Origin of the sequence: Streptomyces sp. NBC_01525, from assembly GCF_045040405.1 — a bacterium.
GTDB classification, from domain to species: domain Bacteria; phylum Actinomycetota; class Actinomycetes; order Streptomycetales; family Streptomycetaceae; genus Streptomyces; species Streptomyces benahoarensis.
Genome location: NZ_CP109397.1, coordinates 6889901 through 6910659 on the forward strand (window position 1 = coordinate 6889901; position 20759 = coordinate 6910659).

The following is a 20759-nucleotide window of genomic DNA, read 5'->3' on the forward strand; positions in this document are numbered from 1 at the left end:
CATGCGCAAGGGCCGGCGCCACCGAGTGGTGGCACCGGCCCTTGCGTGCTGCTGTGGTGCGGTACTGCGTCGGGAAGTCCGGTCGTCAGGCGGACTTGCGGTTGCTGTCGCGCGGATGCACGGCGATGTTCATGGTGCCGGAGCGCAGGACGGCCAGCCGTTCGGCCAGCACCTCCTCCAGCTCCTCGCGGGTGCGCCGCTCCATGAGCATGTCCCAGTGCGTACGCGCGGGCTTACCCTTCTTTTCCTCCGGGCCGTCGCCATCCACCAGAAGCGAGGGTGCACCACATACCTTGCACTCCCACTCCGGCGGAATCTCGGCCTCAACCGAGAACGGCATCTCGAATCGATGTCCGTTCTGGCATGCGTACTCCACCGCCTGGCGCGGGGCCAGGTCGATGCCGCGGTCGGTCTCGTAGCTGGTCACCACAAGTCGCGTGCCGCGGAGAGCTCGCTCACTCATGAATCGTGCCTCCCGGGCTTGTCGCCCACAGGACAGGTGTCGCTGTCGTCGTCATCAGGTCAACGTCCGGTCGGCGGTGAAGATTCCCGAATTCGGGATGGATGCGCCCGCCCGTCACCGACCACCGTTCCTGACGGAGGCGCCGTACGCCGCTGCTCACCTTCACCCGTCGCCCACCACCGCCCTTGACGGAGGCGCTGTGCGCCGCTGCCTACCTTCGTGCCGCCCCTTGTTGTACCCACCAGCGCCCGTTTTGTCACATCTGACAGGAGATGTCACCCAGCGCCCACTTTTCTTGAACGCGCAGTAACGGTCCGCCTGGTGAGCCAAAGGCGTATACTACCGCGCCACCTCCGCCGACACTAAATCCGGTCCGGTACGGGGTTCCCGGCCGCCGCGACGGCCCGCCGCATCGGCACCCGCGCCAGCAGCACGAACCCCACCACGAAGAACACCCCCAGCGACGCGATGGCCAGCCGGTAGCTCCCCGACAGCTGGTAGGCCACCCCGAACGCCAGCGGCCCCAGCCAGCTCACGCCCCGGTCGCTGATCTCGTACGCGGAGAAGTACTCCGCCTCCTTGCCGCGCGGCACCACATGCGAGAAGAGCGACCGCGAAAGCGCCTGACTGCCGCCCAGAACCAGGCCGATGGCCGCGGCCAGTGCGTAGAACCACGCCGGTTCCCCGGGCGGCAGCGCGCACCCCGCCGCGATCGTCGCCGTCCATGCCACCAGCGAACCGAGGACCGTGCGCTGCGCGCCGTGCCGCCGGGCCAGCCGCCCCATCACCAGCGCCCCGGCCGCCGCCAGCACCTGCACCAGCAGCACCGAGACGATCAGCGTCGTCTGGTCGAGCCCCAGCTCCTGTGAGCCGTAGACGGACGCCTGGGTGATGACCGTCTGCACGCCGTCGTTGTAGACGAGATAGGCCAGCAGGAAGGCGAGGGTCAGCGGGTGGGCGCGCATGTCGCGCAGCGTCGCGCGCAGCTGGGCGAGGCCCTGGCCGAGCACCGCGGGCCCGCCCGCCCCGGGGCGGTCCGCCGCACGGTCCGTCCAGCGGTCCCGCAGCCGCCGCAGCGGAATGACCGAGAACAGCCCCCACCACAGCCCGGACGACGCCAGGCAGATGCGGATCGCGGTGCCCTCGGTGAGGCCGAAGGAGGCGTGCGCGCCGTACAGCACGAGATGGGCGATGAGCGCCAGACCGGCCGCCGCGTAGCCGAACGCCCAGCCGCGCGTGGAGACCGCGTCCCGCTCCTCGGGCCCGGCGATCTGCGGCAGATAGGAGTTGTAGAGCATCATCGACACCACGAACGCGACGTTCGCGACGATCAGCAGCGCCCCGCCCAGCAGATACCGCGTGCCCTCCAGCCAGAACATCCCGGCCGTCGCCACCGACCCCGTCACGGAGCAGAGGCCGAGCAGCGGCTTCTTCCGCCCCGTACGGTCGGCCAGCGCCCCGGCGAGCGGCATCGCCAGCACCGACAGCAGCAACGAAACCGAGACGGTGTACGCGAAGAACGAGCCGGGGCGCACCGGTATCCCGAGCGGATGGACAAAACCGTCCGGACCGGCGGCCGCCTGCGCGATCGACGTCAGATACGGGCCCAGGAAGACCGTCAGCACGGTCGTGGAGTAGACGCTGTTGGCCCAGTCGTACCAGTACCAGCCGCGCTGCTCGCGGCGGAGCGCGGCGAGCCGCGCTCCTTGATCGTCCACGGTCGGTGCGTGCACCGCCCACCCCCGTCTCTCCCCCGGCGGCGCGACCGGGCGCCCGGGGGTCAGATCCAGGCGTTCCGTCCGGTCAGCACCGCACGCAGTGTGTCGATGTGATCGGTCATGATGCCATCCACCCCAAGATCCAACAGAGCCGCCATCCGGCCGGGATCGTTCACCGTCCACACATGCACCTGGAGCCCCAGGCCATGCGCCGCGCGGAGGAACCTCCGGTCCGCCACCGGGATCCCCGCCTGCCGCTCCGGCACCTGCACGCACACCGCGCTGCGCCGCACCGCCGCGCCCAGCAGCCGGTCCAGCGGCAACGGCGCCGGGCCGAGCGAGCGCAGCCGCAGCCCGGCCACGCCCCGGGTACCCAGCGACGTCGCCAGCCGCGCCCCGGCCCGCCGCCGCGCCCGCGCCACCCGCGCCTCGGAGAACGACCCGACGCACACCCGGTCCCAGGCGTCCGCCCGCCGCACCAGCTCCACCAGCGGCTCCAGCGCCGCCTCCGCCTTCAGATCGACGTTCCAGCGCGCCTCGGGGAACTCCGCCAGCAGGTCCTCGAAGAGCGGCAGCGGCTCACGCCCGGCGACCCGGGCGGTACGCACCGCCCGCCACGGCAGCTCCCCGATCGCGCCCCGCCCGTCGGTGACCCGCTCCAGCCTCGCGTCGTGGAAGGCCACCAGCTTGCCGTCCGACGTGGCGTGGACGTCGGTCTCCAGGTAGCGGTAGCCGCCCGCCACCGCGCGCCGGAACGCCGCGGCGGTGTTCTCCAGACCGTCCGCCGCCCCGCCGCGGTGCGCGAACGGCAGCGGCGCGGGGTGGTCGAGGTACGGGTGGCGGGGGCGTATCGCAGGGGTCACTCGGAAATTATCGCCGGTGCGGCCGGGGCATCGGCTCCGGCCACCACCCGTGACGGCTCCGGCGACAGCCCCTTGACCGCGAACCGGCGCAGGAAGAACTGCGCCAGCGGGCCGATCGCCAGCGCGTACAGCACGGTGCCCGCGCCGAGTGAACCGCCGAGCAGGAAACCCACGGCCAGCACGGTCACCTCGATACATGTCCGCACCAGGCGCAGCGGCTGTCCCGTGCGCCGGTGCAGCCCGGTCATCAGACCGTCGCGCGGCCCCGGACCGAAGCGCGCCGAGATGTACAGCCCGGTCGCCGCGCCGTTGAGCAGCACCGCGAAGAGCAGCAGCGGGATACGGATGGCCAGGGCGCGCGGGTCGGGGACGAGCGACAGCGTCGCGTCCATGACCAGGCCCAGCACGATGACGTTGGAGACCGTGCCAAGACCCGGGCGCTGCCGCAGCGGGATCCACAGCAGCAGGATCAGCGCGCCGGTGACGATGGTGACCGTCCCCATCGACAGTCCGGTGTGCAGGGAAATACCTTGGTTGAGCACGCTCCACGGCTCCAGGCCGAGCCCGGCGCGCAGCTGGAGCCCCATGCTCACGCCGTAGAGCACCAGACCCGTGTAGAGCTGCACGAGCCGACGCGGCAGAAAAGTACCCGGCTTCTTGTGCGCCTCGTCGATGGACAAGGAACTTCCCCCTCCTGGCAGGATTGGACCGACGCATGCCACCATGTGGCAGGTCGGTGCAGGTGATCGAGAGCCAATCCAGGAAAGGTGGACTGCAATCATGGCGCAGTGGACTTCGGCGGTGGGCGCTCACCAGCTCGCCCGGCTGCTCCGGTCGCAGGACCCCAGGGACGCCGAACTGACCGCCACCGGGCGGCGGTTGCCCGCCTACCGCAGCCTCGCCGACGGCGTGCGCCTGCTCGTCCTCGAAGGGCGCATCCCGGTCGCCGCCCGGCTGCCCGCCGAACGCGAACTGGCCGGCGCCCTCGGCGTCAGCCGCACCACCGTCGCCGCCGCCTACGAGGCGCTGCGTGCCGAAGGCTTCCTGGAGTCCCGCCGCGGCTCCGGCAGCTGGACCGCCGTACCGGCCGGGAACCCGCTGCCCACCCGCGGGCTGGAGCCGCTGCCGCCGGAGGCCGGCGGCAGCGTGATCGACCTGGGGTGCGCGGCGCTTCCGGCGCCCGAGCCGTGGCTGACCCGCGCCGTCCAGGGCGCCATGGCCGACCTGCCGCTCTACGCCCACACCCACGGCGACTACCCCGCGGGCCTGCCCGTCCTGCGCCAGGCCCTCGCCGACCGCTACACCGCCCGCGGCATCCCCACCATGCCCGAGCAGATCATGGTCACGACGGGTGCTATGGGCGCCGTCGCCGCCATCTGCAAGCTCTGCACGGGCCCCGGCGAACGCGTCGCCGTCGACTCCCCGTCGTACGCCAACATCCTCCAGCTGATGCGGGACGCGGGTGCCCGGCTGGTGCCGGTGGCGCTCACCGAGCGGCTGGGCGGCTGGGACATCCCCGCCTGGCGCCAGGTGATGCGGGACGCCGCGCCCCGCATGGCGTACGTCGTCGCCGACTTCCACAACCCCACCGGCACCCTCGCCACCGAGGACCAGCGCCGCCGCATGGTCGACGCGGCGCGCGCGGCCGGAACGCTCCTCGTCGTCGACGAGACCATGACCGAACTGCGGCTGGACGACGATCCCGAACCGCCGCGCCCGGTCTGCGCGTTCGACCCGGCGGGCAGCTCCGTCATCACCGTCGGCTCGGCCAGCAAGGCGTTCTGGGCCGGGATGCGGATCGGCTGGGTGCGCGCCGCGCCCGATCTGATCCGCAGTCTGGTCGCCGCCCGCGCCTACTCCGACCTGGGTTCACCCGTCCTCGAACAGCTCGCCATCGCCTCGCTGCTGGAGTCCGGCGGCTGGGAGGAGGCGGTCGCCATCCGCCGCGACGAGGCCCGCCGCAACCGCGACGCGATCGTCGGCGCGCTCCGTCGCGCGCTGCCCGACTGGGAGTTCACCGTCCCGCACGGCGGCCTCACCCTCTGGGTCCGCACCGGCGGCCTGTCCGGCTCCCGGATCGCCGAGGCGGGGGAGCGACTGGGCGTCCGGGTGCCGTCCGGGCCGCGGTTCGGCGTCGACGGCGCCTTCGAGGGGTACGTACGACTGCCGTTCACGGTCGGCGGCGCGGTCGCGGAGGAGGCGGCCGACCGGTTGGCGAACGCGGCACGGCTGGTCGCCGGCGGCCACACCGCCGGGGTGGAGACGGTGCGGACACTGGTCGCCTGAGCCCGGCGGGGGCCGGGCCTGGGGGCGTCTTCCCGATCTTCGTGGGGTCGTGGCGCCTGGCACCGCACCTCGCGGCGTTGTCGCCCTGATCCACGAAGATCGGGAAGACGCCCCCCAGTGTCCTGAGTCAGAGATTCGGTGGCAGTAGGCGGCGACGTTGTTGAGGATTTCGTCGGCTGTTTTCGTCCAGGTGAAGGGCCTGGGGTGCTCGTTCCAGTTGGCGAGCCATGCGCGGATGTCGCGTTCGAGGGCCTGGACGGAGCGGTGGACGCCGCGTTTGAGCTTCTTCTGCGTCAGCTCGGCGAACCACCGCTCGACCAGGTTCAGCCAGGATGCGCTGGTTGGTGTGAAGTGCAGGTGGAAGCGCTTGATCTTCCGCGGGACACCGGGACGCGGCTCGTCGGACAGGCCCTCCAGGCCGCGGTCGAGGAACCGCCGTCGCCAGGTGCGAACCGTCTCAGGAGCGACCCCAAGACGGCGCGACACCTCCGCGATCGAATGGCCTTCTGCGCATGCCAGGACAATCCGCGACCTCAGGGCCAACGCCTGAGCCGTCGAACGCCGACGCACCCAACCCTCAAGCACAGCCCGCTGGGCATCAGTGACCGACAACGGCGGAATCTTCGGTCCAGGACGACTCACACACAACCAACGACGAACCTCCGACTCAGGTCATTAGGTCCTGCCTCCCACGGCCTGTCCGAGCCCCCTTTAGCCTTGGGGATTGGTGCTCCGAGGTCTCGGGAGGGCGCCCTGTGACAGCCGTGCACGTGACCGTGTGGGATGACTGTGACGGGGGCGGAGGGGGCCGGGTCCCGACTGCCTCGCAGGCCCCAGCGGGCCCGGCGGCCGTCGCCGCGCTCATCGCTGCCGCCCGCCGCCCCGACCCCGCCCTCATCCAGCCCGCGGCCGTCAACCCCGCGCTGCGGGAATTCTGGGGCTGACGCGCAGTCGCGCACCGCACCACCCGCCCACGGGCCGAAACGTCGATGGCCGCCCCACCGCCGATCACACTGGTTGCCGGGAGCGCACAGTGGCGAGTGCCTCGGCGTCCTCCCTCGCCACTGGCCGCTCTCGCTCACGCCCGCCCTTCGAACAGCTCCGCGTACAGTCCGCCACGGGCCAGGAGCTGGGGGTGGGTGCCGGATTCGGTGAGGTGGCCGTCGTTGAGGACGAGGATGTGGTCGGCGGTGGTGGCCAGGTCGAGGTCGTGGGTGATGACGAGGGTGGTGCGGCCGGCGGCGAGGTGGTGCAAGGGGGCCAGGATGCGTTGGGCGGCGAGGGTGTCGAGGCCGGTGGTGGGCTCGTCGAGGATGAGGACAGGGGCATCGCGGAGCATGGCGCGGGCGATGGCGACGCGCTGGAGTTGGCCGCCGGAGAGGGCGGCGGTGGACGGGGCGATGACCGTGTCGTAGCCGTCCGGGAGGGCGGTGACGAAGCCGTGCGCGTCGGCGGCCCGGGCGGCCCGGGTGACCTCGTCGCGGGTGGGGGTGGGGTATTCGCGGCCGCAGGCGATGTTGTGCTCGATGGTGTCGTGGAGGACGAGGGTCTCCTGGGGGAGCAGGGTGATGCTGCGGCGGAGGTCGGTGAGGGGGAGACGGTCGATCGGGATCTCGTCGAGGCGGATGGTGCCGGTGTCCGGGTCGTAGAAGCGTAGGAGGAGGGCGGCGAGGGTGGACTTGCCGGCGCCGCTGGGGCCGGTGACGACCACGAACTCGCCGGGGTGTGCGGTGAAGGCGAGGGAGCTGAGGGCGTTGTGGTGGGGGGAGTTGGGATAGCGGAACGTGACGTCGTCGACGCGGAGTTCGCCGCGGGCGCGGTGCGGGAGGGGGATTGCGCGGGCCGGGGGTGGGTCGGCGACGGCCGGGTGGGCGTCGAGGATTTCCAGCAGCCGGTCGGCGGCGGCGGTGGCGGCGGTGGCGGTGAGACCGAGGTGGCCGAGGGAGCGGATCGGCGGGTAGAGGTAGCCGATGAAAGCGGCGAAGGCGAGGAGCTGCCCGAGGGTCAGCCGGCCCGCCGAGATCTCCCAGGCGCCCAGGCCGATGATGGCCAGCACGCAGAGGGTTTCCAGGATCTCGATGAACTGGTCGTAGAGGGCGCTGAGGCGGGCGCTGGCGACGGAGGCGCGGAGCCAGCGGCGGGCTTCCCTGACCAGGCGTTCCTCCTCGTCGTGCTGGCGGTTGTACGCCTGCGTGAGGACGACATTGACCAGCGTTTCCTCGACGACGGAGGTGAGGGCGCCGTCGGCTGCTCGCTGGCGGCGGGTGACCTGGCGGATTCGCCCGGTGAAGCGGCGGGTGGCGAAGTAGAAGAGGGGGGCGGCGACGAAGGTGGCGAGGGCCAGTTCCCAGCGCAGCCAGAGGGCGGCGGCGGCGTAGAAGAGGGTGGAGAAGAGGGCCGCGGAGGCGCCCACCACACCGCTGACGACGAGCCGTTCGATGGCGTCGACGTCGCCGGTCAGCCGTTCCACCAGGTCGCCGCGGCGATTGCGTTGGAAGAAGTGCGGCGGAAGCTTCTGGAGATGGGAGAACACACGGGCACGCAGGCGCAGCAGGAAGCGTTCCGCGGTCCAGGCGGCGAGGGAGTTGCCGAGATAGCCGACGATAGCGCCGATGACCGCCACCGCAAGCCATTTGCCGGCGGGGTTCCAGAAGGCGCTGACCGAGCCCTTTGCCAGGGCGTGGTCGGTGAGTTGGGCGAAGAGCAGGATCGCGGCGGTCTCGGCGAGGGCGGCGACGATGGCGCACCCGATCACCGTCAGCAGCCAGCGGCGGTCGCCCCGGGTCAGCGGCCAGAAGCGGTGGAACGCCTCTACGGGGCCGACGTGACGCGTCAGAATGGGCGCTTCGCTGGGGAGTTGGGTGCGCGGCGAGGAGGGGCGAGGCGCCTCCGGGGTCGAGGTGAGGGGTGCGGCGGTGGAGGCGAGCGGGTCCGCTTCGGGCAGGCGGTCGTGGGCCATTCGGCGCTCCTGGCCGTTGACGGTGTTTCCGGCCGTTGTGAATTTTCGCCGCACGGTCGTCAGCTTTCCTCCGGCCGCGGCCGCGGCGGTCGTTGCGCAGATGCATGATTGCTGCGTACAGGACCGTGGGAACCGGTTGACGGCAGTTCACGAGGCCGACCCGCGCGGTGTGCGCGAGCCCGCCTCTGCCCGTGCCTCAGGTCCGTGGATCCGAAGCACATGTCACATGGTCGTCAACGGATATCGGGAAATCCGCTACAACGGACCAGATGGTCACCTACGGAAGCCGCCGTGGCCGCCTCCCCATCCGCCGTAGCCGCCCCCGTCGTGTCCGCCGCCTCCGTCGCGTCCGTTGCGTCCGCCGAAGTCATCGCCCCGGCCGCCGTGACCGTAACCGCCGTCACCGTCTCCACCGTGTCCGCCGCGGTCGTTGCGGATGCGGGGGAAGAACACCTTGAAGGTCATCTCTGCCTCCAGTGATCGGATGCCGCCGCGGCTTTCCCGGACCGTACTCTGGTGGCGATTCGGCACGCCCGTCAGGGCGTTCTCTGCGGTTCGTTCCGACGAACGTCTCCACCGCGACACTTTCGACACTACGTCGGACCCTCGACCCCAACAAGTGCATTGCGTGGAATTTAGACAAAACGTGCATGTCGCTGTGGGTGTGAGGGCGGTTGCTGACGGTCGACGCGCGGCGACGGCTTCCCCGTCCCTACGCCACGCCCGCGCTCCCCGCCATCCACGTCAGCCGCGCCGAGAAGGTGTCCAGGCCCGTCGGGTCCGGGGGCCGGTCAGGGGTGCCGAGCCGGTGGCGAGGGGTTCCCGGTGCCAGGCGAGGATGCCGACACGCCGGTTCTCCCGTTTGTGGGACGTAGCCGTCGAGGATGGCGCGGGCCTCGGCGGAGAGGCTGACGCCGCTGTGGTCCTCGGCCTCGTACTCGATCTCCTTCTGGATACGAGGAGACGTCGTTGAGTGGACAGGCGTAGCCGACGGCGGCGTTCCCATCACTCACTCCGAGGGGGAATCGGTCGTGGCGTCGCGCCTGCGTACCTCTCCGTCCGGAGGACGCCAGGCCCACACGTTCCCCTTGGAGGGGACCCTCCGGCCGCCTCGATATGGGCAATGCGCGATCGGGTCGTGATCGCCGCATCCGTCAACTGCTGCTGCGCCAGGCCGGCCAGTTCCCGCTGCTGCCGAAGTCACCTGTACGTATTGCCCATCGCGTCAACCCCCGTCGCCTGTACCGCCGCAGAAACAGCCCTCCGCAACGGAGACGTCGACCTGCTCCTCCTCCGCCTCATGCTCAAGTGCGCCACCACCGCCCTCGGCAACGACTTCTGCATCGCCGACAGCAGGCCCGGTCGCCTACCCGTGCTCTGCGACGACGATCCGGACGACGAGGGCCCGGCCCTCCCTACGTCTCAACAAGCGAAGCGACCAACGCAGTCGGCCCCACTGGGACGAGCGGTGCCGGCATCGCGGAAGGCACCCTCAACCGTGACCGCTGTCGGGACCAGTGGCCACTCGCCCCCGCCCGCCCACCTCCACCAACACCCTTGCTGCCGCACGGGCGGTGTGTGCCAGGGCGAGGACCGGGTGTCCGTTATGGCAGCGGTAGTTGGAGCGGTACGCCGTCGTGGCGCGGGGTCTTGTCGTACGTCCGCCGTACAGTGGATTCGCCAGCGCCTTTGGGTGTCGTCACACAGGAAAACACGAGGGCCATGATGTCATTCCTGAGCAAACTGAAGCGGCAGCGCGCCGAGTTGTTGGAGCAGCGCCGTATGGAGGCCACTATGGCGGCGGGCGCGCGGGGTGTCGGCCTGGAGGGGGCCAAACGCGCCGGGGACCGGGCGGTAGGGCGCAGCACCGATGTCGCCATCGCGGCGTCGGCCGCTTCCAGCGCTGGCTCGGGCGGCTGCTGAGCGGAGCGCTCCGGCTGTTGAGGTGCTCCGCCCCGTTCCCCTTGAGACGGCGGCCTCAGTCCTCCTGCAACAGCGGCAGGCTGCGTTGGGTCTGTTCGTCGGTCTGCATACAGGCGAAGGGTTTGCCTCCCCCGGGGCGTCCAGGGTCGCCGTTTCACGTAGCCGAAGGTCAGCTCCCCGACGGGGGAAGCTGCCGAAGTCTGCTGGGCGGTGAGCCTGCCGCCAGGCGCTGGACTCCACGCTGTGGGTGGAGAGTTCCCGGTGGCCGGTCGATGCGGGGGCGCCGGAGCGTTCGCCGGCGCCGGTGCGGAACTGGACGACCTGGTCCCGCGCCTGGCCCTCCCGGTCGGTCAGCAGCGTCCGCATCGGCAGTCGGTGACCAACCAGAGCAGGTTGCGTTCGGGCGGACCTAAGGGTTGTCCCGTAACGGTTGTTCTTGGTGGCATGATCTTGCCGTGCCTGGTCTGATCACGGCGTCGGAGCCATCCTGGACAGCCCCGTTCCGGGCTGAGCCCGCGGCAGTTCGGCAAGCTGGTCACTGCGGTGCGGAGCGAAGGTACGAACCCCATTGCCGTCATTCAGCGTTTGCACGTGTACCGCGCCGAGCGGGACCAGCCGTGCGCATTCGGCCTCAAGTGCGGCGAGGTGCTCTTTCCCCACGAGTCCGGTGCCGACCCGCACATCAAGATGCCCCCGGTTCTTGGTGGCCTTCCCTTCGGGGACGCGCTGGAAGTAGTCGCGGGCCCACACCTGAGGGATCACTGCAGGCGAACCAAGAATCCCGCTGCTCAGGTGAGTGCGCACGCTTGAAAACGTCCCAAGTGGCAAACCCCTCAGGTGGCGGCGGTACGACGTACCCCCACACCTCGCACGGGACAACCCTTGGGGGTGTCGTCCCGATCTTCGCGGCGCCGTGACGCACGAAGATCGAAAAGGCACCCCGTGGGCGTGGCCGCCCGTCCACACCGGTCTCTCCGCACCAAGGCTCCCGGTACGTACGCGGGCGCGCCCGTCAGCCCTCCGCGCCCGCTGCCCGCACCGTGCCGTGGACCGTGATCGCGCCGCCCGTGGGGCCGGTCGCGCTCGCCGACGGCGGTCCGGCCTCCTGCGTTGGCTCATCGACGGCGGCGCGCCCGGGCGCCTCCTCGCCGGTCGCGGGTTCGGTGAATGTCTTCGTCATCCGTACCGGCCGACCGGCCGGCTGCTCCCCGGCGGGCACGGTGCGCTCCGGCAGCAGCGCCAGCACCGCCCGCCGGTGTGCCTCGCCCGTTGCCTCGTCGTACGGGTCCGGCGTCGCCGGTACCTGGAGGCGCAGCACCGGGCCCGCCCCCAGCCGGGCGTAGCCGCGGCCGGGCGGCACCACCGGCGTCGGTGTGGTGTGCGGTGCGGCGCCGAGCACCGCGCGGACCTCGTCCGGCGTCGCGGGCCCGAGCACCACCCGGGCCCGGGTGTGCGCCCGTACCGGCTCGCTCAGCAGGTCGGAGCTGTCGAACTGCTCGGCCACCACCACCGTGACCTGCGCCGCGCGCCCGTGCCGCAGCGGCACCTGGAGGAGCCGCTGCGGATCGTCGCGGCCCTCGGCGGCCGCCAGATGTGCCAGCGCGGTGGGCCGGTCGGCGAGGATCCACAGCGGGCGGCGGATGTCGTCGGGCGCCGGTTCGCCCGCCTGCCGCGCCCGGTTCGCGGTGAGGAGCCGCCGCTCGGTCTCCTGCGCCGCCCATGCCAGTGTCGCCAGCGCGCCCGACGGCCCGCTCTCCACGCCGAGCACCCCGCCGCGCCCGGCCAGCGCCCCGAACTCGCCGGTGCCGCCCCCGTCGATGATCAGCACATCGCCGTGCTGCAACGCCTGGAGCGCCAGCGACCGCAGCAACGTCGTGGTGCCGGAACCCGGTTGCCCCAGGATCAGCAGATGCGGTGCGGTCGAGCGCGGTCCGGTGCGCCAGACCACCGGCGGCTCGTCCCGCGCCGTCTCGCCGTCGGTGACCGGCAGCGTCCGCTGGACCGACTCCGGATCGGTGAAGCCGAGCACCGTCTCACCCGGCGCGGTCACGAACCGCTGCGCCGCGATGTCGGTGGGCAGCGCCTCCAGGACGGTCAGCGTCAGCGTGTTCGCCTCCTCGTCCCAGTCGAAGCGGTACTCCCGGCCGCGCCCCGACTTCGCGTGCAGCACCTGCTCGATACGGGCCCGGGCCGCGGCCTCCCCGTCGGTGAAGTACGCCGGGTAGAGCAGCCGCAGCCGCACGATCCGGCCGTCGTCGTCGAATTCGTACGCGTCGAACGCCGCCGTCCAGTCACCGCCGTACGTGTACAGCGGCTCGGGGTCGCCGTCCCCGGCGAAGTACGGGACGAGCGCCTCGTACAGCACACGGAGCCGGGTCGCCTCCGCCTCGTCCGGGCCGGTGGGCGCGGGCACGTGGTCCCGTCCGGCCCAGGCGGCCGCGCCCATCACCGCGAGCAGCCCGAGCAGCGGGCCGTACGGCGCCAGCGCCACGACCAGGACGCAGGCGCCGATGAGGAAGCACATCGGGGCCCGCCGGTCCTGGGGCGTGGCGCGCCAGCGCTGCCCGCCGGAGACGGCGAGGCGGCGCAGCCCGCGGCTGAGGGTGATCAGCGGATGGAAGATGTCGCCGGCGCCGTCGGCTGCGGTGCGCGCCAGCTCACGGCCACGGGTGAGCGGTGCGCGGTCGGTCAGGATGCGGGGCAGAGGTCGCCGGGCCACATCGGTCTCCTGGGTGTCGTACGCGGCGGTGGGCGGCCCGGCGGGGGAGCCGGGCCGGAGAACGGCGGGGCGGGACGCGCGCCGTGGCGGGGGAGGGGCGGTGCCGGGCGGCCCGCGGGGCATCGGCCGGACGCGACCTTACGGACACCGGGTCGTGTCCGGCGGGCGGACACGCCCTTGGGGAGCGCCGTCCGCCGGGTCCTGGCCGGACCCCCTCTAGATCCGGATCCCTCCCAGAAGGCTGGCGAGGCTCGCGCCGCCCGCCTTGATGCTCGGGGCGATGGCGGAGCCCGCCAGGTAGAAGCCGAAGAGCGCGCACACCAGGGCGTGCGAAGCCTTGAGGCCGTCCTTGCGGAAGAACAGGAAGACGATGACGCCGAGCAGGATCACGCCGGAAATGGACAGAATCATGAGGGTTCTCTCCTGGGAGGTGGGGACGGTCACCATGAGTTCTTCCAACCTCACAGGACGTACCAAGCCAGCAAAAGCCGCAAAAGGGTGATTTGTCGTGGAATCCGTCCATATGGGCGCACGGGGAATCGGCCTGGTGATCGGGCCCGGTTCCGCGGGCGTCGGCCCGCCCTCGGTCCGGGCGGACCGGGCGCGGCACGGCCCCGCCGCCGGGCCCAGGCGCCGGACCTGCACAATCGAAGCGTGTCGAAGAAGCCGAAGAGCGCGCCCCGTCGCCCCGCCGCCCGCCCCGTCCTCGCCTCCGCGGACCCGTGCCCCTGTGGCCGGGACGCGGTCTACGGCGACTGCTGCGCGCCGTTCCACCGGGGCGACGCCGCCGCCCCGACCGCCGAGCGGCTGATGCGCTCGCGCTACGCCGCCTTCGCCGCCGGGGACACCGCGTACCTGCTGCGCACCTGGCACTCCTCGACCCGCCCCGCCACGCTCGACCTCGACGCCGAGCGGCGGTGGACCGGCCTGGACATCCTCGGTACCACCGGCGGCAGCGCCTTCCACGCCGAGGGCACCGTGGAGTTCCGTGCACACTCCACCTGGCGCGGCCAGGCCGACAGCCAGCACGAGAACAGCCGCTTCGTCCGCGAGGACGGTGCCTGGGTGTACGTGGACGCGCTCGACGGCCCGTGACCCGCCGGGCGCGTCCGGCCCTCGCTCAGCGGCCGCGCAGCTGCTCGATCTCGCGGCGGTCACGCTTGGTCGGGCGGCCCGTGCCCCGGTCGCGGACCGCGGCGACCGGTGCCTGGGCGCGCGGCGGCTCGGGCGGGGTGTTGTCGACGTAGCACTCCACGGCGACGGGCGCGCCCACCCGCTTGTGCACCAGCCGCGAGACCACCACGATTCGCTCCCGCCCGGCGTACCGCAGCCGCACCTCGTCGCCGGTGCGCACGGTGTAGGCGGGCTTCACCCGCTCGCCGTTGACCCGGACATGGCCCGCCCGGCAGGCGGCCGCGGCCAGCGACCGGGTCTTGGTGAGCCGGACCGACCAGATCCAGCTGTCGATGCGGGTGTTCCCCTCGTCTGAAGCCATGTTCCGACTCTAGAACGCCGGGGTGACAACGGGGCACCGGAGCCCCGTCCGAGGCCGAGGGCCGTTCCGCGCCCGCTGCCCGGCCCCGCCCGCCCCGCCACTCATGCCGACGTGCGCTTCGACGTTCCCCCGGCCGCCGGTTTCGAGCCGCCCGACGTGGCGGTCCCGGCGGTCTTCTTCGACGCGGTCCCCTTCGCCGTACGCTTCGTGGCGGTCTTCTTCGCGGTGCTCTTCTTCGCCCCCGAGTCCGAACTGCCGGTACCGGAAGCCGACTTCGTCCGGCTGCTCGACGTCTTCGCCGCCGTCCGCTTCCGGCCGGACGTACCCGAGGAGCCCGCGGCGCTCTTCCGGCCGGAGGTGCCGCCCGAGGACGCGGATTTCTTCGTGCCCGTGCCGCTCTTCGTGCTCTTCCGGCCCCGGATCGGGGTGACGGTCGCGTCCTTCTCGTCCCCGGCCCCCTCACTCGCCTCCGTCTCCTCGCCGCGGCCCTCCCGTGCCGCCCGTACGCTGCTCTCCAGCGCGGCCATCAGGTCGATGACCTGGCCGCCCGAGGTGCCCGCGGTCTTCGGTGCGGCCGGTTCGCCGCCCTCCAGCTTCGCGGCGACCAGGCTCTCCACCGCCTCGCGGTAGTCGTCGTGCAGCTCGTCCGGGTCGAGGTCTCCCAGGGAGTCCATCAGCGTCTCGGCGAGCGTCAGTTCGCTGTCGCGGATCTCCACGTCGTCCGGCGCCACCCCGGCCGTCGAGCGGATCTGGTCCGGCCACAGCAGGGCGTGCATCACGATCGCCCCGTCGTGCGCCCGCAGCATCGCCAGCGTCTCCCGCCCGTGCATCGCCACCTTCCCGATGGCGACCTTGCCGTGGTGCTCCAGCGCCTCCCGCAGCAGCGTGTACGGCTTGGTGGCGGTGGGGCCGTTGGGGCCCAGGTAGTACGCCCGGTCCATCTGGAGCGGGTCGATCTCACCGGCGTCCAGAAACGCCAGGATGGTCAGCGTCTTCGTGGTGGGCAGCGGCAGATGGGACAGATCCTCATCGGTGACCGGCACGATCGTGTCGTCGGTGGCCCGGTAGCCCCGGCCGATCTCCTCGTTGGGGACCTCCTCGCCGTCCAGCTCGCAGACCTTGCGGTACTGGACGCGTCCGCCGTCCTTCTCATGGATGCGGACGAAGGGCACCGAGGCGCTGCGGTCCGTCGCGCTGTAGGTCTTCACGGGGATGCTGACCAGGCCGAACGAAATGGCGCCGTTCCATACAGATCGCATCATTCATCCCTTGTGTGGGATTCTCATCGTATGTCGCCGATAACCGTCGTGGAGGGGCGGCGCCTCTCGCTGACCCGCCTCGACAAGGTCCTCTATCCGGAGACCGGCACCACCAAGGGCGAGGTGCTGCACTACGTCACCACCACGGCGGGCGCCCTCCTCGCGCACCTCCACGACCGGCCGGTCTCCTTTCTGCGCTACCCCGACGGGCCCGGCGGCGAGCGTTTCTTCACCAAGAACGTGCCGCCCGGTACCCCCGCATGGGTGAAGACCTGCGAGGTCCCGTCCCGCGCCGCGACATCGCGCCGACAGGTGGTGCTCCAGGACCTCGCCTCCCTGGTGTGGGCCGCCAACCTCGTCGTCGAACTGCACGCACCCCAGTGGACCCGCGACACCCCGGGCACCGCCGACCGCCTCGTCCTCGACCTCGACCCGGGCGCCCCCGCCACCCTCGTCGAATGCTGCGCCGTCGCCCTGTGGCTGCGCGACCGGCTGGCCGCCGACGGCCTGTACGCCTGCGTCAAGACCAGCGGATCCAAGGGCCTGCACCTGCTCGCCCCCATCGAACCCGCCCCGTCGGAGCACGCCACCGCCTACGCCCGGACCCTCGCCACCGAAGCCGCCGCCGCGCTCCCCGGGCTCGTCACCGCCAAGATGCGCAAGGACCTGCGCCCCGGCAAGGTCTTCCTCGACTTCTCGCAGAACGCCGCGGCCAAGACCACCGCCTGCGCGTACACCCTGCGGGCCCGCGCCACCCCCACCGTCTCCACGCCCGTCACCTGGGACGAGGTCGCCGCCTGCACCGACCCCGCCCAACTCACCTTCCTCTTCGGCGAGATCGCCGGCCGCCGCGCCCGCCACGGCGATCTGTTCGCCCCGCTGCTCAACCCCCACCACGCGCATCCGCTGCCCCGTACCGCGTGACCACGCCCGGTCGGCGCGCCCTCACCCCAGCCGCGTCAGGTCCGGGCGCAGCCGCTGCCACACCGGGTGCCGCAGCCGCCCGGCGTCCGTCCACGACGACGCCGTGACCTCGGCGACCAGTCGCGGCTCGACCCAGCGGGCGCCCGCCACCTCGACCGGTCCCGCGAACGGGGGATCCGCGCGGGCCAGCACCTCCAGATACCCGGCCAGCTCCCGCCGCTCCCGCAACGACAGCCCCGACCCGACCGCCCCGGCGAACCGCAGACCCTCGGGCGCGTCGGTGCCGACCAGCACCGCCCCCGGCAGCCCCCGCAGCCCGCCGAGCCCCGGCGTCCAGCCGCCGATGACCACGTCCCACGTCTCCACCCGCTTCGTCTTCCGCCAATGCGCCGACCGCGCACCGGGCGTGTACGGGGAATCCAGCCGCTTGGCGACCACACCCTCCAGCCCGGCCCGCACCACCGCGTCCCACGCCTCGGCGGAGTGCCCCGGCAGCGCGGCCGGAACCGACCAGGCCGGCGCGGACAGCTCCAGACCGCTCAGCACCCGGCGCCGCTCCCGGTACGGTTCCGCCAGCAGCGACCGGCCGTCGAGGTACAGCACATCGAAGAGGACCAGCCGCACGGGCGTCTCCCGCGCCAGGTGGGCCGCCCGCCGCGCGTCGGTCACCCCCATCCGGTGCTGCAACAGCCCGAAGTCCGGCCGCCCCGCCGCGTCCGGGGCCACCACCTCACCGTCGAGCACGAGGGTGTGCCCGCGCGCGCCGTCCGCCGGGACCAGCAGTTCCGGGTAGGTCGCCGTCAGAGCGTTCCCGGCCCGCGACACCGGCCGCACGGTCCCGTCGTCCGTCACGGTCAGCACGCACCGCACCCCGTCCCACTTGGCCTCGAACGCCCAGTCGTTGTCCGGTTCGGGAAGCGGCCCCGGCACCGCCAGCATCGGCGCGATCACCGGCGGCGCACCACCAAAGGGCCCGGGGCCCGCGGAATCCGCCATACCTCGATGGTCGGCCGCCCGGCCCGGACCCGCAGACCGGACGGACGGCGGCTGCGCCCGCACGGACCCGATCCGCCCGGCCGCGACGGCACCCCCGCATAGGTTGACGCCCATGACGGAGGAGAAACCCGACCAGACCCTGCCGCTGCGGATACGGTCCGTACACGCCGGAGGTCCGGCCCCGGCCGACCCGCCGTGCGGCGGGCCCGCTCCGGCTGAAGCCCTGACCGACCCGCCACCCGCCGGGCCCGGTGAGCCACCCGCCGACCCCGCCGCCCCGGAGCCCCCGCCCCACGGCCCGCCCGCCGCGCGCCGCCGTCACGCCGCGGTGAAGCCCGGCGGGGCGCTGCGTTCCTCGGCGCTGATGGCCGCGGGCACCGCCGTCTCCCGGGCCACCGGAATGATCCGCCAGACCCTCCAGGCCGCCGCCCTCGGCACCGGCCTGCTCGCCACCACGTACACCACCGCGGGCGTCGTCCCGATGAGCGTCTACACCCTCCTCATCGGCGGCGCCCTCAACTCCGTCCTCGTCCCGCAGCTGGTACGGGCCCGAGCCGAGCACCCCGACGGCGGTCACGCCCACGAACAGCGCCTGGTGACGCTCGTGTTGAGCGTCCTGGCGGTCGGTACGGTGCTCGCGGTGTGGGCCGCGCCGCAGATCGTCGCGGTCTACGCATCCGACGGCGCGAAGGATCACGCGGCCTTCGGCCTCACCGTCGTCTTCGCCCGCTTCCTGCTGCCGCAGATCTTCTTCCACGGTCTGTACTTCATCCTCGGGCAGCTCCTCAACGCCCGGCAGAAGTTCGGCGCGATGATGTGGACGCCCGTCCTCAACAACCTCGTCCTCATTGCGGTGTTCGGCCTCTACATCGCCCTGCTGACCGGCCCCCGCGAGGTCGCCGACATCACCGCGGGCCAGGTGCGGCTGCTCGGCATCGGCACCACCGCGGGCATCGTCGTCCAGGCCGTGGCGCTCATCCCGTTCGTCCGGGCGTCCGGGTTCCGCTTCCGGCCGCGCTTCGACTGGCGCGGCGCCGGACTCCGCACAAGCCTGACCGCCGCCCGCTGGACCCTGCTGCTGGTGCTGGCCAATCTCGCCGCGATGACCGTCGTCACCCACCTCGCGGGCGCCGCCGACCGCCAACTTCCCACCGCCGGGGTCGGGTTCACCGCGTACTCCTACGCCCAGACGATCTGGATGCTGCCGCAGTCCCTCGTCACCGTCTCGCTCGTCACCGCCCTGCTGCCCCGGATGAGCCGCGCGGTGGCCGAACACCGCCTGGACGATCTGCGCGGCGATCTCTCCCGCGCGCTGCGCGCCAGTGGCGTCGTCATCGTCCCGGCCGGATTCTTCTTCCTCGCCTTCGGCCCGCAGACCGCCCAGCTCCTCTTCGCCCACGGCGCGGTCGACGCCGCCTCCGCCGCCCCGGCAGGCCACATGCTCCAGGCGCTGGGCCTCGGCCTGATCCCTTTCTCCGCGCAGTACCTGCTGCTCCGCGGCTTCTACGCCTTCGAGGACACCCGTACGCCGTTCTGGACCGCCGCCCAGATCGCCGCCGTCACCATCGCCCTGGCCGTCGCCTGCCATCTGCTGCTGCCGCCGCGCTGGGCGGTGACCGGCATGGCCGCCGCGTACGCCGTCGCCTACGCCGCCGGGCTGCTGCTCACCGCCGTCCGGCTGCGCCGCCGGCTGCACGGCAGGCTCGACGGGCGGCGGCTGTGCCGGACCTACGGGAAGCTGGCCGCCGCCGCGGCGGCAGCGGCCCTCCTCGGCCACCTCGCCGCCACCGGCATCGTCGGCACCGGGGCGCCCGCCCTGACCCTGCTGGCCGGTGGCCTCACCATGGCGGCGGCCTTCTGGGCCCTGGCCCGGCTGCTGCGCATCGGCGAACTGCGCGGTCTGCCGCTGCCGGGGCTGCGGCGCGCCTGACCGGTCGTCGGGTGGCCACCCGGCCCGGACGCCACGCCGTCCGGTGGGCTGCCACCCGGTGGCGTGGAACCGGCGGTGCGGCCGTCCGACAATCGGGGCCGTCCGGCATGAATGGCCTGGCCTTCACTGCCTGCGCACACAACTCCCCCCTGGTGTTCACACGGTGGGAATTGTTGCGGTGGAAGGCTGCCCACCGGCCGTACACCCAACGGCCGGTATCGGCCGCACCCCCACAACCGGCGGCCCGGTACCACCATTCGGGAAGAGGACACCTTCGTGGACATCACCCGCGCGACCCGCAGAGGTCGCCGCCGTACCGCGCTCGCCGTGGCCGCCGTGGCCGCGTCCGTCGCACTGGCCACCCAGCTCCCGGCCACCGCCACGGCGACCCCCGCCGCCCCCCACCCGACGGCCGCCGCCCACATATCCGGCGGACCGGCGATATCCGGGGCGGCGCACGCCGCCTACGACGACACGTACTACAAGGACGCCATCGGCAAGACCGGGCAGGAGCTGAAGGACAGCCTGCACCGCATCATCAGCACCACCCAGACCGGCAAGCTCACCTACAGCCAGGTCTGGGACGCCCTCAAGGACACCGACGAGGACCCGAACAACACGTCCAACGTCATCCTCCTCTACACCGGCCGCTCCCAGAGCAAGGACGCCCACGGCGGCAACCCGGACGACTGGAACCGCGAGCACGTCTGGGCCAAGTCCCACGGCGACTTCGGTACCGCCACCGGCCCCGGCACCGACCTGCACCACCTGCGGCCCGCCGACGTCTCCGTCAACAGCGACCGCGGCAACAAGGACTTCGACAACGGCGGCACCGAGATCGGTGAGGCGCCCGGCAACTACACCGACAACGACTCCTTCGAGCCCCGCGACGCGGTCAAGGGCGACGTCGCCCGGATGATCCTCTACATGGCCGTCCGCTACGACGGTGACGACGGCTTCCCCGACCTGGAGCCCAACGACAAGGTCGACAACGGTTCGGCACCCAGCATCGGGCGCCTCTCCGTCCTCAAGGCGTGGAGCCAGGCCGACCCGCCGGACGCCTTCGAGCAGCACCGCAATCAGGTGATCTTCGACAAGTACCAGCACAACAGGAACCCGTTCATCGACCACCCCGAGTGGGTCAACGAGATCTGGTGACCTGATGGGGGCCGGGTCGACGCGCGTCGACCCGGCCCGTTCCCCGCGCGTCGACCGGCCCGTCAC

The 20759-nt window shown here is 72.3% G+C and carries 18 protein-coding genes and 4 pseudogenes; 7 read left to right on the plus strand and 15 right to left on the minus strand.

Annotated features, from left to right (window positions below; all coding sequences use genetic code 11):
• Positions 1 to 85: 85 nt before the first annotated feature.
• The 4 genes from OG422_RS29770 to OG422_RS29785 all read right to left on the minus strand — a co-directional run bounded on the left by OG422_RS29770 (position 86) and on the right by OG422_RS29785 (position 3631).
• Positions 86 to 463, minus strand: a complete 378-nt coding sequence (locus OG422_RS29770; RefSeq protein WP_026170122.1) for an RNA polymerase-binding protein RbpA — start codon at positions 461 to 463, stop codon at positions 86 to 88.
• 362 nt (positions 464 to 825) lie between these two features.
• Positions 826 to 2181 (minus strand): MFS transporter, encoded by a 1356-nt coding sequence (locus OG422_RS29775; RefSeq protein ID WP_405747344.1) that lies wholly within the window; start codon positions 2179 to 2181, stop codon positions 826 to 828.
• Between the two features lie 62 nt (positions 2182 to 2243).
• Positions 2244 to 3044, minus strand: a complete 801-nt coding sequence (locus OG422_RS29780; RefSeq protein ID WP_405747346.1) for a glycerophosphodiester phosphodiesterase — start codon at positions 3042 to 3044, stop codon at positions 2244 to 2246.
• Entirely contained in the window at positions 3041 to 3631 is a 591-nt protein-coding gene (locus OG422_RS29785) for a YitT family protein (protein WP_405748057.1), read from the minus strand. The genes OG422_RS29780 and OG422_RS29785 overlap by 4 nt, the downstream gene beginning before the upstream one ends.
• 193 nt (positions 3632 to 3824) lie before the next feature.
• On the opposite strand from OG422_RS29785, the gene OG422_RS29790 reads away from it, so the two are divergent.
• The gene (locus OG422_RS29790) at positions 3825 to 5330 is read left to right on the plus strand and encodes a PLP-dependent aminotransferase family protein (RefSeq protein ID WP_143943184.1); all 1506 of its coding nucleotides are present in this window, start codon (positions 3825 to 3827) and stop codon (positions 5328 to 5330) included.
• 150 nt (positions 5331 to 5480) lie between these two features.
• Here OG422_RS29790 and OG422_RS29795 read toward each other — a convergent pair.
• Both OG422_RS29795 and OG422_RS29800 read right to left on the minus strand, forming a co-directional pair.
• Positions 5481 to 5705, minus strand: a pseudogene (locus OG422_RS29795) (IS630 family transposase); the annotation flags it as partial.
• A 6-nt stretch (positions 5706 to 5711) separates the two neighbouring features.
• Positions 5712 to 5972 (minus strand): annotated as a pseudogene (locus OG422_RS29800) (helix-turn-helix domain-containing protein); the annotation flags it as partial.
• A 128-nt stretch (positions 5973 to 6100) separates the two neighbouring features.
• Here OG422_RS29800 and OG422_RS29805 point away from each other — a divergent pair.
• Entirely contained in the window at positions 6101 to 6274 is a 174-nt protein-coding gene (locus OG422_RS29805; protein WP_405747348.1) for a hypothetical protein, read from the plus strand.
• A gap of 134 nt (positions 6275 to 6408) precedes the next feature.
• Here the strand turns inward: OG422_RS29805 and OG422_RS29810 are convergent, their stop codons facing one another.
• The 3 genes from OG422_RS29810 to OG422_RS29820 form a co-directional block, all read right to left on the minus strand.
• The gene (locus OG422_RS29810; protein WP_405747350.1) at positions 6409 to 8289 is read right to left on the minus strand and encodes an ABC transporter ATP-binding protein; all 1881 of its coding nucleotides are present in this window, start codon (positions 8287 to 8289) and stop codon (positions 6409 to 6411) included.
• 273 nt (positions 8290 to 8562) lie between these two features.
• Positions 8563 to 8754: a hypothetical protein gene (locus OG422_RS29815; RefSeq protein ID WP_405747352.1), complete on the minus strand. Its 192-nt coding sequence runs from the start codon at positions 8752 to 8754 to the stop codon at positions 8563 to 8565.
• A 247-nt stretch (positions 8755 to 9001) separates the two neighbouring features.
• Positions 9002 to 9295: a hypothetical protein gene (locus OG422_RS29820; protein ID WP_405747354.1), complete on the minus strand. Its 294-nt coding sequence runs from the start codon at positions 9293 to 9295 to the stop codon at positions 9002 to 9004.
• Positions 9296 to 10667: 1372 nt separating this feature from the next.
• Between OG422_RS29820 and OG422_RS29825 the strand changes: the two are divergent.
• Positions 10668 to 10782: pseudogene (locus OG422_RS29825) on the plus strand (IS5/IS1182 family transposase); the annotation flags it as partial.
• On the opposite strand, the pseudogene OG422_RS29830 reads toward OG422_RS29825, so the two are convergent.
• From OG422_RS29830 to OG422_RS29840, 3 genes and pseudogenes are all read right to left on the minus strand, one after another.
• Positions 10780 to 11113 (minus strand): annotated as a pseudogene (locus tag OG422_RS29830) (VOC family protein); the annotation flags it as partial. The pseudogenes OG422_RS29825 and OG422_RS29830 overlap by 3 nt on opposite strands.
• Before the next feature lie 111 nt (positions 11114 to 11224).
• Entirely contained in the window at positions 11225 to 12931 is a 1707-nt protein-coding gene (locus tag OG422_RS29835; RefSeq protein WP_405747355.1) for an FtsK/SpoIIIE domain-containing protein, read from the minus strand.
• A gap of 216 nt (positions 12932 to 13147) precedes the next feature.
• Complete coding sequence (locus tag OG422_RS29840) at positions 13148 to 13342, minus strand: hypothetical protein (protein ID WP_143944557.1); 195 nt, start codon at positions 13340 to 13342, stop codon at positions 13148 to 13150.
• 243 nt (positions 13343 to 13585) lie between these two features.
• Between OG422_RS29840 and OG422_RS29845 the strand changes: the two genes are divergently transcribed.
• Entirely contained in the window at positions 13586 to 14026 is a 441-nt protein-coding gene (locus OG422_RS29845) for a YchJ family protein (protein ID WP_405747356.1), read from the plus strand.
• A 25-nt stretch (positions 14027 to 14051) separates the two neighbouring features.
• On the opposite strand, the gene OG422_RS29850 is transcribed toward OG422_RS29845, so the two are convergent.
• The gene (locus tag OG422_RS29850; RefSeq protein ID WP_143944556.1) at positions 14052 to 14426 is read right to left on the minus strand and encodes an RNA-binding S4 domain-containing protein; all 375 of its coding nucleotides are present in this window, start codon (positions 14424 to 14426) and stop codon (positions 14052 to 14054) included.
• A gap of 101 nt (positions 14427 to 14527) precedes the next feature.
• A complete protein-coding gene (locus tag OG422_RS29855; RefSeq protein ID WP_405748059.1) occupies positions 14528 to 15685 on the minus strand; it encodes a Ku protein in 1158 nt (385 codons plus the stop codon).
• A gap of 30 nt (positions 15686 to 15715) precedes the next feature.
• Here OG422_RS29855 and ligD (OG422_RS29860) point away from each other — a divergent pair, with 30 nt between their 5' ends.
• Positions 15716 to 16609 carry a non-homologous end-joining DNA ligase gene (gene ligD / locus OG422_RS29860; protein ID WP_405747358.1) on the plus strand — a complete coding sequence of 298 codons (894 nt, stop codon included), beginning with the start codon at positions 15716 to 15718 and terminating at the stop codon, positions 16607 to 16609.
• Positions 16610 to 16630: 21 nt separating this feature from the next.
• On the opposite strand, the gene ligD (OG422_RS29865) is transcribed toward ligD (OG422_RS29860), so the two are convergent.
• Positions 16631 to 17605 (minus strand): non-homologous end-joining DNA ligase, encoded by a 975-nt coding sequence (gene ligD, locus OG422_RS29865; RefSeq protein WP_405747360.1) that lies wholly within the window; start codon positions 17603 to 17605, stop codon positions 16631 to 16633.
• Positions 17606 to 17717: 112 nt separating this feature from the next.
• Here ligD (OG422_RS29865) and murJ point away from each other — a divergent pair, with 112 nt between their 5' ends.
• Both murJ and OG422_RS29875 read left to right on the plus strand, forming a co-directional pair.
• Positions 17718 to 19535: a murein biosynthesis integral membrane protein MurJ gene (gene murJ, locus OG422_RS29870; protein ID WP_405747362.1), complete on the plus strand. Its 1818-nt coding sequence runs from the start codon at positions 17718 to 17720 to the stop codon at positions 19533 to 19535.
• Positions 19536 to 19811: 276 nt separating this feature from the next.
• Positions 19812 to 20693 carry an endonuclease I family protein gene (locus OG422_RS29875; RefSeq protein ID WP_405747364.1) on the plus strand — a complete coding sequence of 294 codons (882 nt, stop codon included), beginning with the start codon at positions 19812 to 19814 and terminating at the stop codon, positions 20691 to 20693.
• Positions 20694 to 20759 lie beyond the last annotated feature (66 nt).

Bases quoted from the DNA above. Each gene is read 5' to 3' on its own strand.
- OG422_RS29770 (WP_026170122.1), bottom strand. From the start codon at position 463: ATGAGTGAGCGAGCTCTCCGCGGCACGCGACTTGTGGTGACCAGCTAC.
- ligD (WP_405747358.1), top strand. From the start codon at position 15,716: ATGTCGCCGATAACCGTCGTGGAGGGGCGGCGCCTCTCGCTGACCCGC.
- OG422_RS29815 (WP_405747352.1), bottom strand. From the start codon at position 8,754: ATGACCTTCAAGGTGTTCTTCCCCCGCATCCGCAACGACCGCGGCGGA.
- murJ (WP_405747362.1), top strand. From the start codon at position 17,718: ATGACGGAGGAGAAACCCGACCAGACCCTGCCGCTGCGGATACGGTCC.
- OG422_RS29850 (WP_143944556.1), bottom strand. From the start codon at position 14,426: ATGGCTTCAGACGAGGGGAACACCCGCATCGACAGCTGGATCTGGTCG.
- OG422_RS29840 (WP_143944557.1), bottom strand. From the start codon at position 13,342: ATGATTCTGTCCATTTCCGGCGTGATCCTGCTCGGCGTCATCGTCTTC.
- ligD (WP_405747360.1), bottom strand. From the start codon at position 17,605: ATGGCGGATTCCGCGGGCCCCGGGCCCTTTGGTGGTGCGCCGCCGGTG.
- OG422_RS29810 (WP_405747350.1), bottom strand. From the start codon at position 8,289: ATGGCCCACGACCGCCTGCCCGAAGCGGACCCGCTCGCCTCCACCGCC.
- OG422_RS29785 (WP_405748057.1), bottom strand. From the start codon at position 3,631: ATGGGGCTCCAGCTGCGCGCCGGGCTCGGCCTGGAGCCGTGGAGCGTG.
- OG422_RS29820 (WP_405747354.1), bottom strand. From the start codon at position 9,295: ATGGGAACGCCGCCGTCGGCTACGCCTGTCCACTCAACGACGTCTCCT.
- OG422_RS29855 (WP_405748059.1), bottom strand. From the start codon at position 15,685: ATGCGATCTGTATGGAACGGCGCCATTTCGTTCGGCCTGGTCAGCATC.
- OG422_RS29790 (WP_143943184.1), top strand. From the start codon at position 3,825: ATGGCGCAGTGGACTTCGGCGGTGGGCGCTCACCAGCTCGCCCGGCTG.